The sequence below is a fragment of the Stutzerimonas frequens genome (genome assembly GCF_024448335.1).
Taxonomy (GTDB): domain Bacteria; phylum Pseudomonadota; class Gammaproteobacteria; order Pseudomonadales; family Pseudomonadaceae; genus Stutzerimonas; species Stutzerimonas frequens.
The window spans coordinates 40030-57137 of record NZ_JAMOHM010000016.1 but is presented as its reverse complement, the minus strand read 5'-3'; the positions used below and the strand labels follow the sequence as shown (position 1 = coordinate 57137).

Here is a 17108-nt window from a genome sequence, read left to right as displayed (position 1 = left end):
GGGTGCTGCACCTGACCTGCGGTGACCTGGCCGGCGATGGTGTTCGCAACCTGCTGACCGACCGCGAACCGGGTGCGGAGGTCCGGGTGCTGCGCGATGACCTGGCAGTCGGCCCGCTGAGCGATGTGGACAGCCCGCCGTGCGCCGCCCGTGTCGCCTTCTGGGAGCAGCTATGGCCTGACGAGCTGACGCCGCGCCCGCTGTTCGCCCACGACCTGGCCGCCGATGCGCGCTGGCTGGCAGAGCTCGCCGGGCAAGCCAACGACGTGATCGTCTGGCATGGCGACAGCGCGTCCGAACAGCTGCTGCTGGCACGGGTCTGCGCGGCGTTGCAGGGCTGCCGGTTGCAAGAAGTGGCCTGCGGTACAGGCGACAGCCGCGCCGGTCGGCGCAAAGCGGTGTCCATGCATTCGCCCGAGGCGCTGGCGGCGCTCTACCGGCCGCAGGCCGTTTCGGTGTCCCGCCAGACCGAACTTGCCGCGGTCTGGCATCAGCAATGCGCCGGCACCTACGGCATTCGGCGCTGGGACAATGGGACCTTTAGCGGCGAAGACTATCAATTGATCGACGCGGCGCTGATCGCCGCCAGCCCGGATGAATTCGCGCCGCTGGCGCGCGCGATGGCCGAGGTCATGGGCCATTGCGACGGTTTCTTCGCCACCGATCTCTTCCTCTACTGGCGCGCCCGCGAGCTGGCTACCGCGGGGCATCTGGAAGTACGGGGCGACCCCGCCGCCGGTTATTGTGATCTGCAGGTGCGCCGGAGGTGAAGGCGCACGCCGAACGATTCTGCTTCGCGGCCTCACGACAGACAGCGGTCACCGCCACGCCAGCGCTTACGCAGCCGCACCGCTGATAAAAAAGAACCCGCCGAGTGGCGGGTTCTTTTTCGGTGCCAGGCTCGCTCAGCCCTCAACCTTCGGCGTCGCCCGCCCCGGCTGCGGTGGCGAAGCAAACAGGCGCTTGAGCTTCATCGCCGGCGCTTCGATCAGGTGCCAGGACAGCGCGGCGAGGATCAGCGTCGGCACGAAGGCGATCAGCGTCAGGCCGAGCACGCCGACCTGCGGGCCGAACAGGTAGACGGTGAGCTGCTGGAACGGGAAGGCGTAGATATACAGGCCGTAGGAGAAGTCGCCGTACTTGCCGAAACGCGACACCCAGGGCAGCGGCGCGTAGGCCAGGTAAAGCACCAGGTACGGCAGCGCGACGAAGTACACCAGCGGGCCGATGTCGGTGCGGAAGGTTGCCACCAGCGCGGCGAACAGCAGCGCCGCGACCCAGCCGCGCCAGGGAATGTCGTCGCGATAGAGGAACAGTGCCGAGCCGCTGTAATACAGCAGGCCGAGCTTGAAGATGTTCTTGATGAAGTAGGACTCGATACCCAGCTTGCCCAGCAGCCAGAAGTGCCCGACCGCCAGCACCACGATCGGCAGGAAGATCAGGCGGCGCTTGAGAAAGCCGGTCAGGCCGAGAATCATCACGCCGATGTACATCAGCACTTCCAGCGGCAGTGTCCACAGCGAGCCGTTGACCACGTCGGGGTAGGCGTTGCCGGTGAACACCCCGGGCAGTTCGTAGCGCGTCACCAGCAGGATGTTCTGCAGATAGGTCCAGGTACCGTCGGCGGCCAGGTAGCGCGCGAGGTCGAATTGCGTGACCAACGGACCGATGACGAAGGCCGAAAGCAGTACCGCAACGATCAGCGCGGGAAAGATGCGCAGCGCGCGCTTGATGAGAAAGCTCTTCGGGCTGCTGCTGGCCAGCCAGGACGAGGCGATCAGATAGCCGCTCATGACGAAGAAGATGCCAACGGCGATCGAGCCGCCCTTTTCGTAGCCGGTCAGCAACGTCAGGGGTTCATCACCGCGGCGGCCAACCAGCGGATAGCTGTGGGCGAATAGCACCAGCGCGGCAGCGAAGAAGCGCAGGAAGTCGAAATTGTTCTCCCGGGTATGGAAGGAACCGGTGGGATGCATGGGGTCTGCTCCTGACGAGTGGCGGCAGTGAAGAAAGACGGGAGCGCACTGCACGTGCATGCCGGTACTGCCGGATCGGCTGCGCGTGCGCGCGCCGATCGTCCTTGTATTCGCCGGCTGGCTCCGTTTGCGTCAGCCCCTTTTGTCCCGGGGACAGGGCAAATGTTCCCGCCAGAAACGACCGACGGTCGCTAGCACCACCGATCGCCCCGGCTGGCATGCTGTCGAAGCGACGAGTACTGTACGCATGAACAGTAGCAATCATAGCCGAAGCAATGAGCGCTCCGCATTCCACACCCCGCGGCCGCGGGACCGCGACCAACCCCGACAACCGCTTCGCCCCGACGCGCAGTGAGGCCTATGACGATGGCTGGGAACAGGACGTCCCGCCGACCCGCGCCACCGAGGTACGTCGCGAGATCGCCAAGTCGGTGTTGGCGCGCAACCAGTCGCCGGACGTAGGTTTCGATCGCTCGGTCAACCCTTACCGCGGTTGCGAACATGGCTGCATCTACTGCTTTGCGCGGCCAACGCACGCGTATTGGGATCTTTCGCCGGGCATCGACTTCGAGACCCGGCTGATCGCCAAGACCAACCTTGCCGAACGGCTGGAGGCCGAGCTGAGCAAGCCGGGCTACGTGCCGCAGCCCATCGCCCTGGGGGTGAACACCGATGCCTATCAGCCGCTGGAGCGCGAGCAGCGGTTGACGCGTCAGGCGCTGGAGATTCTGCTGCGCTTCAAGCACCCGGTGCACATCATCACCAAGGGCTCGCTGGTGCTGCGCGACCTGGACCTGCTGGTGCCGCTGGCCGAGCAGCGGCTGGTGAGCGTGTCGGTCAGCCTCACGACCTTGGACGATGAACTCAAACGCATCATGGAGCCGCGCGCAGCCTCGCCCTCGGCGCGCCTGCGGGTATTGCGCACGCTGCACGAGGCCGGCGTGCCGGTCAGCGTGATGTGCGCGCCGATGATCCCGATGATCAACGACATGGAGCTGGAGCGCCTGCTCGAAGCCGCCCGCGAGGCGGGTGCGCGTTCGGCCGGCTACGTGCTGCTGCGCCTGCCCCATGAGGTAGCCGAGCTGTTCGAGGGCTGGCTGGAGGAACACTTCCCACAGCGCGCCGCCCATGTCATGAGCCTGGTGCGCCAGTCCCGCGGCGGCAAGGACTACGACAGCCGTTTCGGCAGCCGCATGCGCGGCGAAGGCCAGTTCGCCCAGCTGCTCGCCCAGCGTTTCCAGCTCGCCTGCAAGCGCCTGGGCTTCAATCGGCGCGATCAGAACTACGGGCTGGATTGCAGCATTTTTGCGCCGCCCGGGCAGCAGCTGAGTCTGATCTGAGCGGTTGCCTGACGGTAGGGGCCTAGGGTGGATGACGCGTCATTCATCCATCGTGAGGCACACTGCCACGCAGCGGGCTGCGGCCCGGCCTGGGCTGCGCGCGGGTGCCATCAGACGCGTGGAAAATGCTTCGCAGTTTTCCACGCTACGCGGCGGATCAGTGGATGTAGATAACGCTCCGCTTATTCACAGGGGAGCAGACGTAGGGTGGCTGGCGCTTCACCCATCCACCGCAACGCAGGCATGCATTGCGGTACGGGGTTGATGGCGCAGCCCGTCATCGGCCGTTGCGCCCGTCTGCCAGGCGCGCCGGCAAGGAACTATCCCAACCCGCCACGGCACCAATCCCTGTATTCCCGCACCGGAGGCATCGTGGACTGGATCGATCTGCTGCAATGGCCGGCCATGGCGGTCACGGTGATCGCCGCCTGGCTGATCGGCTCGCTGCGACCCGGCCGGCGCTTCGTCGGCTTCTGCTGTTTCCTGCTGAGCAACCTGCTCTGGGTGATCTGGGGCTGGCACGCCGAGGCCTGGGCGCTGATCGTCCTGCAGGTCTGCCTGGCGGCGATGAACATTCGTGGCGTGAAGAAGAACGACGACCCCGCACAGCCCGAGCCAGACACGCCCGGCGCTTAAATTGCGAGAGTGGGATCGCTGTCTATACTCCGAATCGTAGGCGTACCTGATTGAGTTCCGACTGCGCGTGCAAGCGTCCAGTCGGCCGCCGGGCCTTCCGGTGGTCGTGCTGGGCAGAATCGGACTGATCGAGAACGTAGCTGGCATGACGGGAATGGTTTCCCCGGCCAGCCGATTCTCGGCGGTGCGATGGCGGTCGGCGGGATAACAAGAATCATAAGGGGAACCCGCAATGTCTCGACATCCATGCATCGGGATGGGGCTTGGGCTTTCGGCAGTATTTGGCCAGGCCCAGGCGGCCTGGGACGTGAACATGCGCTCCGGCGCCACTGACGTCAGTCAGTCGGTGTTCGATCTGCACATGACCATCTTCTGGATCTGCGTGGTCATCGGCGTGCTGGTGTTCGGCGTCATGATCTATTCGATGATCGCGCACCGCCGCTCCAAGCGTCAGCAATCGGCCAACTTCCACGAAAACACCCGCGTCGAGGTGCTCTGGACGGTCATCCCGCTGTTGATCCTGGTGGGCATGGCGATCCCGGCAACGCGCACGCTGATCCACATCTACGACTCCAGCGAATCGGACGTGGACGTGCAGATCACCGGCTACCAGTGGAAGTGGCACTACAAGTATCTGGGCGAGGACGTGGAGTTCTTCAGCAACCTCACCACGCCGCGCGATCAGATCAACAACCAGTCGCCCAAGGGCGAGCATTACCTGCTGGAAGTCGACGAGCCGCTGGTGATCCCGGCCGGTGCCAAGGTCCGCTTCCTGATCACCGCGGCGGACGTGATCCACTCCTGGTGGGTACCGGATCTGGCGGTGAAGAAGGACGCCATTCCCGGTTTCATCAATGAATCCTGGACCCGCGTCGAGCAGCCGGGCATCTACCGCGGCCAGTGCACCGAACTCTGCGGCAAGGACCACGGCTTCATGCCGGTGGTGGTGGAGGTCAAGTCGCAGGAGGACTACGCCAGCTGGCTCGGCGAGAAGAAGGCCGAGGCCGCCAAGCTGGCTGAACTGACCAGCAAGGAATGGACGCTGGAAGAGCTCTCCGAGCGCGGCGAGAAGGTCTACCAGACCGCCTGCGCCTCGTGCCACCAGGCCGGTGGCGAAGGCATCCCGCCGATGTTCCCGGCCCTCAAGGGCTCGGCCATCGCCACCGGCGACGTCGAGGCGCACATCGACATCGTCGTCAACGGCAAGCCGGGCACCGCCATGGCGGCGTTCGGCAAGCAGCTGTCGGAGGTCGATCTGGCTGCCGTCATCACCTACGAGCGCAACGCCTGGGGCAACAACACGGGCGACATGGTCACGCCGAAAGACGTGCTCGACTTCAAACAGGCCGAAGAAGCCACCCAGTAAGAGGATCAGGTGATGAGTGCAGTGATCGACGACCATGGTCATGTCGGGCATGACCACCACCACGGCCCGGCGAAGGGGCTCTCGCGCTGGCTGCTGACCACCAATCACAAGGACATCGGCTCGATGTACCTGTGGTTCAGCTTCTGCGCCTTCCTGCTCGGCGGCTCGATGGCCATGGTGATCCGCGCCGAGCTGTTCCAGCCGGGCCTGCAGATCGTGCAGCCGGAATTCTTCAACCAGATGACCACCATGCACGGCCTGATCATGGTGTTCGGCGCGGTGATGCCGGCCTTCGTCGGCCTGGCCAACTGGATGATCCCGCTGATGATCGGCGCGCCGGACATGGCCCTGCCGCGGATGAACAACTTCAGTTTCTGGCTGCTGCCGGCGGCCTTCGGCCTGCTGGTCTCGACCCTGTTCATGGAAGGCGGCGGGCCGAACTTCGGCTGGACCTTCTATGCGCCACTATCGACGACCTACGCGCCGGAGTCGGTGACCTTCTTCATCTTCGCCATCCACCTGATGGGCATCAGCTCGATCATGGGTGCGATCAACGTGATCGCCACCATCCTCAACCTGCGCGCGCCAGGCATGACGCTGATGAAGATGCCGCTGTTCGTCTGGACCTGGCTGATCACCGCCTTCCTCTTGATCGCGGTGATGCCGGTGCTGGCGGGCGTGGTGACCATGATGCTGATGGACATCCACTTCGGCACCAGCTTCTTCAGCGCGGCCGGTGGCGGCGACCCGGTGCTGTTCCAGCACGTGTTCTGGTTCTTCGGCCATCCCGAGGTGTACATCATGATCCTGCCGGCCTTCGGCGCGGTCAGCTCGATCATCCCGGCGTTCAGCCGCAAGCCGCTGTTCGGCTACACCTCGATGGTTTACGCCACCGGCGCGATCGCCTTCCTCTCCTTCATCGTCTGGGCGCACCACATGTTCACCGTCGGCATCCCGCTGACCGGCGAGCTGTTCTTCATGTACGCCACCATGCTGATCGCCGTGCCCACCGGGGTGAAGGTGTTCAACTGGGTGTCGACGATGTGGCGCGGCTCGCTGACCTTCGAGGCGCCGATGCTGTTCGCCGTGGCCTTCGTCATTCTCTTCACCATCGGCGGTTTCTCCGGGCTGATGCTGGCCATCGCCCCGGCGGACTTCCAGTACCACGACACCTACTTCGTGGTGGCGCACTTCCACTACGTGCTGGTGCCGGGGGCGATATTCGGCATCTTCGCCTCGGCCTACTACTGGCTGCCGAAGTGGACCGGGCACATGTATGACGAGACCCTGGCCAAGCTGCATTTCTGGATGAGCTTCATCGGCATGAACCTGGCGTTCTTCCCGATGCACTTCGTCGGCCTGGCCGGCATGCCGCGACGCATCCCCGACTACAACATGATGTTCGCCAACTTCAACATGGTCTCCAGCGTCGGCGCCTTCATGTTCGGCGCCACTCAGCTGCTGTTCCTGTTCATCGTCATCAAGTGCATCCGCGGCGGCGTACCGGCGCCGGCCAAGCCCTGGGACGGCGCCGAGGGGCTGGAATGGAGCGTGCCCTCGCCGGCGCCCTACCACACCTTCCAGACACCGCCGGACATGAGCGATGTGCACGAACACCGCAAGGGCACCGGCGGGGAGCTGACGCCGTGAGCAGGCAACTGGGCGTCGCTGGCAGGCCCGGCCGGGTCTGCCAGGTCGACCGCGAAATGGCCCGCTCCCACCAAACGGGGATGCTCTCATGAACGAGTCCCTGCCCACCCGGCGCCTGGTCCGCCGCCTGCTGTTCGTCGTGGTCGGCATGTTCGGTTTCGGCTTTCTGCTGGTGCCGATCTACGACGTCATGTGCCAGGCGTTCGGCATCAACGGCAAGACCGCCGGCGCCTACACCGGTTTGCAGAGCGCCGACGCGGCGCGGGCGGTGCGGGTGCAGTTTCTCGCCACCAACGCTGCCGGCATGCGCTGGGAGTTCGGCCCGCTGGCCGACCAGCTCAGCGTGCACCCGGGCGCCAGCCAGGAAATCCGTTTCGTCGCCTACAACCCCACCGACAAGCCGATGACCGCGCAGGCGATCCCCAGCGTCTCGCCGTCGCGGGCGGCCGCGTACTTCCACAAGACCGAATGCTTCTGCTTCACCCAGCAGGTGCTGCAACCGGGCGAGCGCATCGAAATGCCGGTGCGCTTCATCGTCGATCGCGACCTGCCCGCCGATGTGCACAACCTGACCCTTGCCTACACGCTGTTCGACATCACGTCCCGCCAGCCGCCGGTGGCCGTCAACGCCACATCGGCCCCGGCCAAGGAGAGTCTGCAATGAGCCAACAGACCACCCACGAGCAGTACTACGTTCCTGATCAGAGCAAATGGCCGATCATCGCCACCATCGCCCTGCTGGTCACCTTCTACGGCCTGGGCAGCTGGTTCAACGACCTCAAGGCCGCCCGTGATTCGTCCAACGGGCCGCTGATCTTCTTCGTCGGCGCGCTGCTGATCGCCTACATGATGTTCGGCTGGTTCGGCTCGGTGGTCAGGGAAAGCCGCGCCGGACTGTACAGCGCACAGATGGACCGCTCGTTCCGCTGGGGCATGAGCTGGTTCATCTTTTCCGAAGTGATGTTCTTCCTCGCCTTCTTCGGCGCGCTGTTCTACATCCGCTACTGGACCGGCCCCTGGCTCGCCGGTGAGGGCGACAAGGGCATCAGCAACATGCTCTGGCCCAACTTCGAGTACAGCTGGCCGCTGCTGAACAATCCCGACCCGAAGCTCTACCCGGCACCGGAAGGCACCATCAGCGCCTGGGGCCTGCCACTGATCAACACCATCCTGCTGGTCAGCTCCAGCTTCACCCTGACCTGGGCGCACCATGCGCTGCGCAAGAACAACCGCCAGCACTTGAAGCTCGGCTTGGGCCTGACCGTGCTACTCGGTGCGGCGTTCCTGGTCCTGCAGATCGAAGAATACGTGCATGCCTACACCGAACTCGGGCTGACCCTGGACTCGGGCATCTATGGCGCGACCTTCTTCATGCTCACCGGCTTTCACGGCGCCCACGTGACCATGGGCGCGATCATCCTCACGGTGATGCTGGTGCGCATCCTGCGCGGGCACTTCAGCCCGGAGCAGCACTTCGGTTTCGAGGCGGCGGCCTGGTACTGGCACTTCGTCGACGTGGTGTGGATCGCGCTGTTCGTATTCGTTTACGTGCTTTAGCGAGCGCTCAGAAGCTGAAGGCGGGGCGCAGCTGCCCCGTATAGAAACCCCAGCCGATCAGCGCAACGGTCAGCGCGCTGAGCGTGACGCGAATGAACAGGGCCGTGATCACGCGGGAGGTACGGCCCTCGTCCCTGACGAGGAAGAACAACCCACTGAACAGACTGACCAGCGTGGCCACTAACAACAGAACGATCGCCGCCTTGAGCATGAGCGATTCCACGACAGGGGTATTGGGGGTGGAGTATAGCCAGCCGTATCGACACATCAGGCTGCCGGCCATGAGCGGCTTCAGGCCCGGGCTGCTGCCGACCCTGCTGGTGCTGGCCATGCTGCCGGTGCTGGTGTGGCTGGGCTTCTGGCAGCTGGAGCGTGGCGAGCAGAAGCGCGAGCTGCTGGAGCGCCAGGAAGCCCGCCGAGAGGCCGCGCCGCTGGCGCCCCACGAGATCGAACGGCTGAACGATCCGGCCTTCGCCCGGGTGTTCCTGCAGGGTCGCTTCGATGCCGAACACAGCTTTCTGCTCGACAGCCGCACCCGCAATGGCAAGGTCGGCGTCGAATTGCTGCAGCCTTTCCATGACGAACTCAGCGATCGATGGGTGATGGTCAACCGCGGCTGGATTCCCTGGCCGGATCGCCGCGTACCGCCGGCTTTCGATACCCCCGCGCAGTCGCTCAAGCTCGCCGCCTGGGTCTACGTGCCGCCGGGCAAGCCGTTCGTCTTCAGCCATCGCACGGCCGAGGGCTGGCCGCGGCTGATCAACCATGTAGACATCGAGGCGATGTGGCAGCAGGCCGGCCGCGCGGGCTTGATTCACGAGCTGCGCCTGGAACCAGGCCCGAGTGCCTACCGCGCCGACTGGGCGATCACCAGCATGCGCCCTTCGCAGCACCTGGGTTACGCCGTGCAGTGGTTCGCCCTGGCGGCGGCCCTGCTGGCGCTGTTCATCTATTTCGGTGTGCATCAGGCACGGGGGAAGCACAGTGAGCACGATGAACCCAACCCTCTCCAGCGGTGACGGAAAACGCGGCCGCGGTCGGCTGCAACTGCTGCTGATCATCGGCGTGGTGCTCGGCCCGATGCTGCTGGCCTCGGCCATGTACCGCTTCGGCTTCTGGGTGCCGGAAAGCCGCAGCTATGACGGCGTGCTGATCGCCAACGGCCAGGACCGCGCGGCCATCGGCGTCAGCGCTGCGGCGCCCGAACGCCGCTGGGAGCTGCTGGTCACCGCGCCGCAGGGTTGCGAGGCGCAATGCCAGCAACTGGTCTATCTGGCCCGGCAGATCAATATCGGCCTGGCCCGCGAGGCGGCCCGCGCCAGCCACGCACTGGCGAGCGCAACGGCGCTGGATGAGGCCTACGAACAGCGCCTGCGCCGCGAATATCCACAGCTACAACACCATGCCCTGGACGCCGCCGTCTATGCCCGCAACCCCGAGGCGCCCGCCACGCCACAGCTGTGGATCGTCGATCCGCACGGCAACCTGGTGCTGCGCTACGACGCTGGCGCCGACGGCAAGGCGATCCTCGACGACCTGAAGTACCTGCTGAAAATCTCGCAGATCGGCTGAGGCACTGCGCCGCTGCGCTGCGGTCCCAAACAGACCGCCCAAGGAGAACCCGATGGCCAGACCCGGATACCGCCTCGCCCTGATCGCCACCGCGCTGGCCGTGGTGGTCGTGCTGCTCGGCGCCTATACGCGGCTGACCCACGCCGGCCTCGGCTGCCCGGACTGGCCCGGCTGCTACGGTTTTCTCGCCGTGCCCATGAGCGAACACAAGCAGAACCTTGCCGCGCTGCGCTTTCCCGATGCACCGCTGGAGGTGCGCAAGGGCTGGAACGAGATGGTCCACCGCTATTTCGCCGGCGCCCTCGGGCTGGTGATCCTCGCCCTCGCGGTACAGGCGATACGCCGTCGCAGCCAACCCGGGCAGCCGGTGAAGTTGCCGCTGCTGCTGTTCGCGGTGGTCATCGCCCAGGCGATCTTCGGCATGTGGACGGTGACGCTGCAGCTCTGGCCGCAAGTGGTCACGGCGCACCTGCTCGGCGGCTTCACCACGCTCAGCCTGCTGTTTCTGCTGTGCCTGCGGCTATCCGGCGCGCTTGCTCCCTTGCCGGCCGTGGACAATCGTCTGCGCAGATTCGCCGGCATCGCCCTGCTCGCGGTGGTGGCGCAGATCGCCCTGGGCGGTTGGGTCAGCAGCAACTATGCGGCGGTGGCCTGTACCGATTTCCCCACCTGCCACGGCGAATGGTGGCCGCGGATGGACTTCGCCAACGCCTTCAACCTGACCCACCACGACATCGGCCCCAACTACCTCGGCGGCCTGCTCTACGGCGAGGCGCGCACGGCCATCCATCTCACCCACCGCATCGGTGCGCTGCTGGTGACGCTGGTGTTGCTGGCGCTCGCCGCCATGCTCTGGCGCCGCGGCCTCGGCCGCCTGGCCGGGCTGCTCGTCGCCGCGCTGGCGCTGCAGGTCGGGCTGGGCATCAGCAACGTGCTGCTCAACCTGCCGCTGGCGGTGGCCGTGGCGCACAACGGTGGCGGCGCCGCGCTGCTGCTGGTGCTGGTACTGGTCAATTACCGGCTGCGCCAGCCTGCACATGCCGCCCGGCAAACCGAGCCGGCATCGGTTTCGAACACGAAGGGGCAGCTCGATCTGCCCCGCGCATGACCACAAGGAGAACCCCCATGGCGACTCTACTCAGCGAACGCGGCGCCCAGGCCAGCTGGCGCGACTACCTGGAGCTGACCAAGCCGAAGGTGGTGCTGCTGATGCTCATCACCTCGCTGGTGGGCATGTTCCTCGCCACCCGCGCCGGCGTGCCCTGGACGGTGCTGCTGTTCGGCAACCTGGGCATCGCCCTGTGTGCCGGCGGCGCGGCGGCGGTGAACCATGTGGTGGACCGGCAGATCGATTCGGTGATGGCCCGCACCCACAAACGGCCCCTGGCCGAAGGACGGGTCTCACCGGCGGCGGCACTGACCTTCGCCTTCGTCCTTGGCGTCAGCGGGCTGGCCCTGCTGCTGACCTTCACCAATGCCCTCGCCGCCTGGCTGACGCTGGCCTCGCTGATCGGTTACGCGGTGATCTATACCGGCTTTCTCAAGCGCGCCACGCCGCAGAACATCGTCATCGGCGGCCTGGCCGGCGCCGCGCCGCCGCTGCTCGGCTGGGTCGCGGTAACCGGCCAGGTCACGGCCGAACCGCTGCTGCTGGTGCTGATCATCTTCGCCTGGACGCCGCCGCACTTCTGGGCCCTGGCCATTCACCGCAAGGACGAGTACGCCAAGGTCAACGTGCCGATGCTGCCGGTGACCCATGGCGTGCACTACACCAAGGTGCACATCCTGCTCTACACCGCGATGCTGCTGGCGGTCAGCTTCATGCCCTTCGCCATCCACATGAGCGGCCCGCTGTACCTGGCCGCCGCGGTGCTGCTGGGCGCGCGCTTCCTCTACTGGACCATCGCGCTGTACCGCGACAGCCGGCCACATGCGGCAATCAAGACGTTCAAATTCAGCATCTGGTACCTGTTCGCGCTGTTCATCGCGCTGCTGGTTGATCATTATCTGCTGCTCGATTTCTAGTGGCCTGTGCGGTGAGTGGGTTGAGGCAAGTTCGGATGAACATGGCTCCGAGACAAGGCGCTGCGACGAGTCATAGCGAGCTATGGCAAGGAGCAGCAACGCAGTGTCGGGGCCATGGGCGCCGAAATTGACCAACTAAGCTCACCAAACAGGCCACCCAGCTGCACTAAGGACATCCATGACCCGCATCCAGAAAACCGTCTTCATTCTCGTGGCGCTGGTGGCGCTGGTCGTCGGGCTGACGGTTTCCAAGGTGCTCAACAGCCAGCGCCAGCTAGACCCCACCCAGCTGCTGGATGCCGGCATCGTCCTGCTGCCGCAGAGCCGCCCGGTGCCGTCACTGAGCCTGACGGATCAGGACGGCGAAGCAGTGAAGGTGGACGAGCTGGACGGACAATGGACGCTGCTGTTCTTCGGCTACACCTTCTGCCCGGACATCTGCCCCACCACCCTGGCCGAGCTGCGCCAGCTCAACGGCATGCTGCCGGAGACGGTGCGCGGCCAGTTGCGCATCATCCTCGTCAGCGTCGACCCGAATCGCGACACACCGGAGAAGCTCAAGCAATATCTGGGCTACTTCAACGCCGGTTTCCAGGGCCTGACCGGCCCACTGGACGATATCCAGACGCTGGCCAATGGCGTCGGCATCCCCTTCATTCCGGGGGATACCAGCAAGGAAAACTACACCGTCGACCACAGCGGCAACCTGGTGCTGATCGGCCCGGATGGTCGGCAGCAGGGCTTTATCCGCTCGCCTTTGCGGGTGCAGAAACTGGCCGAGCAGTTGCCTGAGCTGGTCAAGCAGGCGGAGTGAGGAAAGCGAGCCTGTTGGCGTTCGCGGTGTACAGACTATGGCTGGCGCTGGGCCTGGAAGCCCGCCCCCTCTCCCTAGCCCTCTCCCCAAGGATGGCGAGGGGACTGTTCGATGGTGACGCAGGCTCTGGCGAATCAACACCCGGCCCAGAGGCGGCACGCTTCGGACGTCAGCACGGCGCAGCAACCATCTTTGGCTGCACAATCATCGAACACTGCCGTAATACTCAGATACCTCTGCGATCCAACCCCCCTCGCCCCTCCGGGGAGACGGCTGGGGCGTCCAGCATAGGGTTGAGGGGACGCTTCACCTCATGACCATCATGGCTCACCGACCGAACTTACCGACGCCGCGCTTCCCCTACGAGGTTCACGCAGCACCGCGCTGATGCGTGCTCGTCGCTTGCGCCACCAGATCACCACACCGGTGACCGACAACACCGCGATCGCCACGCCCAGCACGGCGATGAGGATGCGCCCTGGTAGGCCGAGGATGCGCCCGCCATGGATCGCCGGCTGCAGCAGATGAAACTGCTGCCCCAGCGTGCCCTGGCCGGGAATCTCCTGCCCCAGCAGACGACCGTCGGTGCCATGGAAGAACAGCCAGGCGTTGCCCTGGTTGCTGTCGTGCTCGCCGAAGCCGGCGCCGTAGAAGTTGTATTCGAAGCTGTAGTACAGCTCGGTGATTGCCTCGCTCAGGCCGAGCTCGGAGGCGTGCTGCATGGCGTATTCGTACGCCTGGTGGAAGTCGTAGGCGGTAGTGCCCAGCTGCTCTGCCGGCATCCGCCCGCGGGCCTCGTAGACGCTCGGCTCAACGGGCGAGAACAGTGAAACCACCGGCTTGAACACCTGCTCCGGCAGGTTCATCGCCACGCTGCTGACCGCCACCGGGGTGAGCAGCAGCCACAGCCACAGGCCACCGGCACGGTGCACGTCGTGGTTCATGCGCTGGCGCTTGATCTTCCAGGCCGTCCACCACTTGGAAAGGAACGGCCGCCCACGGGGAAAGGTCAGCACCAGCGAGACGAAGCAATCGATCACCCAGGCGATGGCCACGATACCCATCAACCACAGCCCCCAGTTGCCCGGCAACGACAGGTTGTAGTGGAACTCGAGGATGAAGGGCACGAAGTTCTTGCGCGAGAAGCAGCATTCGCCCCAGTAGCGTGTACCCACCGGCTCGCCGGTTACCGCGTCGATGTACTGCACCACCGGGCGCTCGTCATACGGTTTGCCGGTGGCCGGATCGTTGCGCGGCACCAGCGCCATCAGCGCGGCATGGCCGGGCTCGCTGGGGAACTCCATGTACCAGACCTGCATGCGCGGGTTGGCCTGCTCGACGCGCTCCACCAGCGTCCCCGGCGCCAGCACCGGCCCCTCGCTGGTGGTGTGGTAGAACTCCGGGTTGAGCCATTCATCCAGCTCGTGATGGAAGGCCAGGATGCTGCCGGTAATGCCGGCGAGAAACAGGAAGATCGCCGTGGCCAGGCCGATGTAGCGGTGCAGGAGCACAAGAATCGAACGCATCGTCGGTTGTCCGTCCTTCAGAAAGCACAAAGCCGCCGGCCCTGTGGGGCCGGCGGCTGGTTTATCGATCAGAACTCGTGGCTGATTGTTGCGGTTACGCTGCGCTCAGCACCGTAGTAGCAGAAGTTGAGACTTCCACAGGAGGCTACGTAGCTTTCGTCAGTTAGATTATTGGCATTCAGACGGACCTCCGTACCTTTCATACCAACCTGGCCAAGATCGTAGCTTAGCGATGCGTCATACAGGGTGTACGACGGAACATGTACGGTGTTCTCGGCATCAGCCCAGCTCTTACCCATGTAGCGCACGCCAAGCCCTGCGCTAAGCCCTGCTAGGCCGCCAGCGGTGAACCTGTAGTCTGCCCACAGGCTAGCCATATGCTCTGGCGTCTGTGCCGGTGTGTTGCCCTTTACGTTGCGAGTAATATTATCGGCGGCCCGGTTGAAGTAAGGCTTGGTGTATTCGACCTCCGTATACGTATAGCTGCCCAATACTCTCAGGTTCTCGGTTAGATGAACCCGCCCTTCCAGCTCAACCCCTTGGGATTCCACCTCGCCGGCGTTGCGGTAAAAGTCTTCGCTGGCCTGTTTGGTCGCGACGTTTTCCTGCGAGATGTGGAAAAGCGAGACGGTATAAAAATCGTCTGTGCCTGTTGGCTGATATTTCATCCCCAGTTCCCACTGCTTACCTTCGGAGGGATCAATCAGGCTTCCGGCAGCATCACTGTAGGTCGACGGATTGAAGGACTCTGAATAGCTGATATACGGCGCGATGCCATTGTCGAACTGGTAGAGCACGCCGGCACGACCGGTCAACTTACTATCATTAAGCGAGTTTTCGGTGCCGCTAGCTCGGCTGAGAAGACCGGTTACAGAACTGAATTCATCAAGTCGGTTGGTTTCCGACACCTCGAACCAGTCTTTGCGCAGGCCCAGCGAAAGGTTCCAGCGACCCACCTCAATCAGATCCTGAATATAGGCGCCAGTCTGCTCCTTGCGGCGCAGGTAACTGTAAAGGTCAAAGGGTGGGTAATAGGCAACCTCGTCGTTTCCATAGCTGGGGTTAAACGGATCAATATTGCTAGGCTGCCCATACGCCCAGTCGACCACATTCTTGATGCGCTGATAATCAAGCCCCATTACCAATGTATGGATCGCTGATCCAGTCATGAACTCCGCTTGGACCATGTTATCGATGATCCAGGAGTGCAGTGCTTCTTCAGCACCGGTATATTGCCGATAGAGTTCATTCGGGCGCGGCACGTACCCTGGGTATGGATCAAAGTTGTCATAGCCCCAAGCGTATATCTGTTCCTGACTATGCTCAGAATCCAAATAACGAAAGTTCTGCCGCACGCTCCAAACATCATTCAGTCGATGCTGAAACTCATAGCCAAACATTTGCTGATCGCGTTTCGCGGTATCTAGACCCGGCTCACCTTCAAAGAAACTGTCCGAGATCCTCTGGCCGTTGGTGTGGGGATAAAGCGTCCCGGAAGCCGGCAGACCACCGTGATATCCGCTTTGCGGATCACTCTGCAGATAGGCATACAGGTTTAGTGAGGTATCGTCGCTGAAATTGATCGCCACGCTGGGCATCAAGGTATACCGCGTCTCTTCAACGTGATCGAACTGCGAATTCGCATCCTTGGCGATACCCACGAGGCGATACGCAACGCTGTCGGTCAGCGGACCGGTGAAGTCGAATCCGATGCTTTTGTAGTCGTTACTCCCTGCAGACAGCTGTACTGAACGACGCGCTTCGAACTGGGGCCGCTTGGTGGTCAATGCAACAAGGCCGCCGGGATTGCTTCTACCATACAGAACCGAGGACGGCCCCTTGAGCACGTCGATACGCTCAACGAAATATGGGTCGACCTGCAGGCTACTGAAGGTACCCGCGTCGCTCATCGACTTGAGTCCGTCGACGATGATGTTATCCACAGAACCATCATTGAAGCCGCGCATGGCGACATAGTCATAGCGTTTGGTCGCCCCGTAAGGGTTTGTCACAACACCAGGGGCATAACGAATCGCCTCCGAGACAGTTTGAGACCCTTGATCCTCAATTTGCTCCCGCGTGACCACGGAAACGCTTTGCGAGGTGCGCACCAACGGCATACTGGTCTTGGTCGCCACGCTGCTGTGGGTCGCGTTGTAGCCTTCCATCGAACCCAGCGCGTTGCCCAGGGCGAAACCTTCGACGGTCATCGGTTGCAGTTCGACGGCATCGGTCTGCGCGCTACGGCGCGCTAGCGAGTAATTGCCCTGGCTGTCGCGGACGGCCTGCAGGCCGCTACCCTGCAGCAACGCAGCGAAACCGTCGTCAACGCCGTACTGCCCTTGCAGACCGTTGCTGTCCAGGCCCTGCAGCAGGCTGCCATCCACCGAGAGCAGCACACCTGCTTCACCGGCGAAACGGCTCAGTGCGCTGGAGAGCGGGCCGGCGGGAATGTCGTAGCTGCGCACCACCTGCTGGGTCGCAGACTGCGCCATGGCAGCGCCGGGCACGACGCTGGCCAGCGGCAGGCACAGCAGCGCGGCACGAATGCCGAGCGCCAAGGCGCGGGAGCGATTGGGGGTGAAAGGCAAGGCGGAAGAGCGCATGAATGATCCTGTTCGACGTGACGGGTTTCGTCCTATGCCC

16 protein-coding genes are annotated in these 17108 nt (G+C 63.9%); 12 read left to right on the top strand and 4 right to left on the bottom strand.

What is annotated here, in order from left to right:
* Nucleotides 1-2: 2 nt before the first annotated feature.
* A complete protein-coding gene (locus tag NAO55_RS18340) occupies nt 3-770 on the top strand; it encodes a DUF1835 domain-containing protein (RefSeq protein ID WP_102839078.1) in 768 nt (255 codons plus the stop codon).
* 135 nt (nt 771-905) lie between these two features.
* Here the strand turns inward: NAO55_RS18340 and NAO55_RS18335 are convergent, their stop codons facing one another.
* Nucleotides 906-1976 carry an acyltransferase family protein gene (locus tag NAO55_RS18335; protein WP_102839079.1) on the bottom strand — a complete coding sequence of 357 codons (1071 nt, stop codon included), beginning with the start codon at nt 1974-1976 and terminating at the stop codon, nt 906-908.
* A gap of 275 nt (nt 1977-2251) precedes the next feature.
* Here NAO55_RS18335 and NAO55_RS18330 point away from each other — a divergent pair, with 275 nt between their 5' ends.
* From NAO55_RS18330 to NAO55_RS18305, 6 genes are all read left to right on the top strand, one after another.
* The gene (locus tag NAO55_RS18330) at nt 2252-3316 is read left to right on the top strand and encodes a PA0069 family radical SAM protein (RefSeq protein WP_102839080.1); all 1065 of its coding nucleotides are present in this window, start codon (nt 2252-2254) and stop codon (nt 3314-3316) included.
* Between the two features lie 405 nt (nt 3317-3721).
* Nucleotides 3722-3952, top strand: a complete 231-nt coding sequence (locus tag NAO55_RS18325; RefSeq protein ID WP_305123938.1) for a hypothetical protein — start codon at nt 3722-3724, stop codon at nt 3950-3952.
* A 232-nt stretch (nt 3953-4184) separates the two neighbouring features.
* Nucleotides 4185-5318, top strand: a complete 1134-nt coding sequence (gene coxB / locus NAO55_RS18320; RefSeq protein ID WP_102839082.1) for a cytochrome c oxidase subunit II — start codon at nt 4185-4187, stop codon at nt 5316-5318.
* A gap of 12 nt (nt 5319-5330) precedes the next feature.
* Complete coding sequence (gene ctaD / locus NAO55_RS18315) at nt 5331-6968, top strand: cytochrome c oxidase subunit I (protein ID WP_102839083.1); 1638 nt, start codon at nt 5331-5333, stop codon at nt 6966-6968.
* An 88-nt stretch (nt 6969-7056) separates the two neighbouring features.
* Entirely contained in the window at nt 7057-7632 is a 576-nt protein-coding gene (locus NAO55_RS18310) for a cytochrome c oxidase assembly protein (RefSeq protein ID WP_102839084.1), read from the top strand.
* Nucleotides 7629-8525, top strand: a complete 897-nt coding sequence (locus tag NAO55_RS18305; protein ID WP_102839085.1) for a cytochrome c oxidase subunit 3 — start codon at nt 7629-7631, stop codon at nt 8523-8525. The genes NAO55_RS18310 and NAO55_RS18305 overlap by 4 nt, the downstream gene beginning before the upstream one ends.
* 7 nt (nt 8526-8532) lie before the next feature.
* Here NAO55_RS18305 and NAO55_RS18300 read toward each other — a convergent pair whose 3' ends face one another.
* Nucleotides 8533-8736, bottom strand: a complete 204-nt coding sequence (locus NAO55_RS18300; RefSeq protein ID WP_102839667.1) for a twin transmembrane helix small protein — start codon at nt 8734-8736, stop codon at nt 8533-8535.
* Between the two features lie 70 nt (nt 8737-8806).
* On the opposite strand from NAO55_RS18300, the gene NAO55_RS18295 reads away from it, so the two are divergent.
* The 5 genes from NAO55_RS18295 to NAO55_RS18275 all read left to right on the top strand — a co-directional run bounded on the left by NAO55_RS18295 (nt 8807) and on the right by NAO55_RS18275 (nt 12936).
* Nucleotides 8807-9544, top strand: coding sequence for an SURF1 family protein (locus tag NAO55_RS18295; RefSeq protein ID WP_102839086.1), 738 nt, complete (start codon nt 8807-8809; stop codon nt 9542-9544).
* Nucleotides 9519-10097 carry a PA_0111/PP_0108 family redox-active disulfide protein gene (locus NAO55_RS18290; protein WP_102839087.1) on the top strand — a complete coding sequence of 193 codons (579 nt, stop codon included), beginning with the start codon at nt 9519-9521 and terminating at the stop codon, nt 10095-10097. Before NAO55_RS18295 ends, NAO55_RS18290 begins: the two co-directional genes overlap by 26 nt.
* A gap of 52 nt (nt 10098-10149) precedes the next feature.
* On the top strand, nt 10150-11205 hold the full coding sequence (locus NAO55_RS18285) for a COX15/CtaA family protein (RefSeq protein WP_102839088.1): 1056 nt from the start codon (nt 10150-10152) through the stop codon (nt 11203-11205).
* Between the two features lie 17 nt (nt 11206-11222).
* Nucleotides 11223-12122 (top strand): heme o synthase, encoded by a 900-nt coding sequence (gene cyoE, locus NAO55_RS18280; RefSeq protein WP_011915172.1) that lies wholly within the window; start codon nt 11223-11225, stop codon nt 12120-12122.
* 178 nt (nt 12123-12300) lie between these two features.
* Nucleotides 12301-12936, top strand: coding sequence for an SCO family protein (locus tag NAO55_RS18275; RefSeq protein WP_102839089.1), 636 nt, complete (start codon nt 12301-12303; stop codon nt 12934-12936).
* Between the two features lie 320 nt (nt 12937-13256).
* Here the strand turns inward: NAO55_RS18275 and NAO55_RS18270 are convergent, their stop codons facing one another.
* The gene (locus NAO55_RS18270; protein ID WP_102839090.1) at nt 13257-14462 is read right to left on the bottom strand and encodes a PepSY-associated TM helix domain-containing protein; all 1206 of its coding nucleotides are present in this window, start codon (nt 14460-14462) and stop codon (nt 13257-13259) included.
* 68 nt (nt 14463-14530) lie between these two features.
* Nucleotides 14531-17068: a TonB-dependent siderophore receptor gene (locus NAO55_RS18265; protein WP_102839091.1), complete on the bottom strand. Its 2538-nt coding sequence runs from the start codon at nt 17066-17068 to the stop codon at nt 14531-14533.
* Nucleotides 17069-17108: the final 40 nt, after the last annotated feature.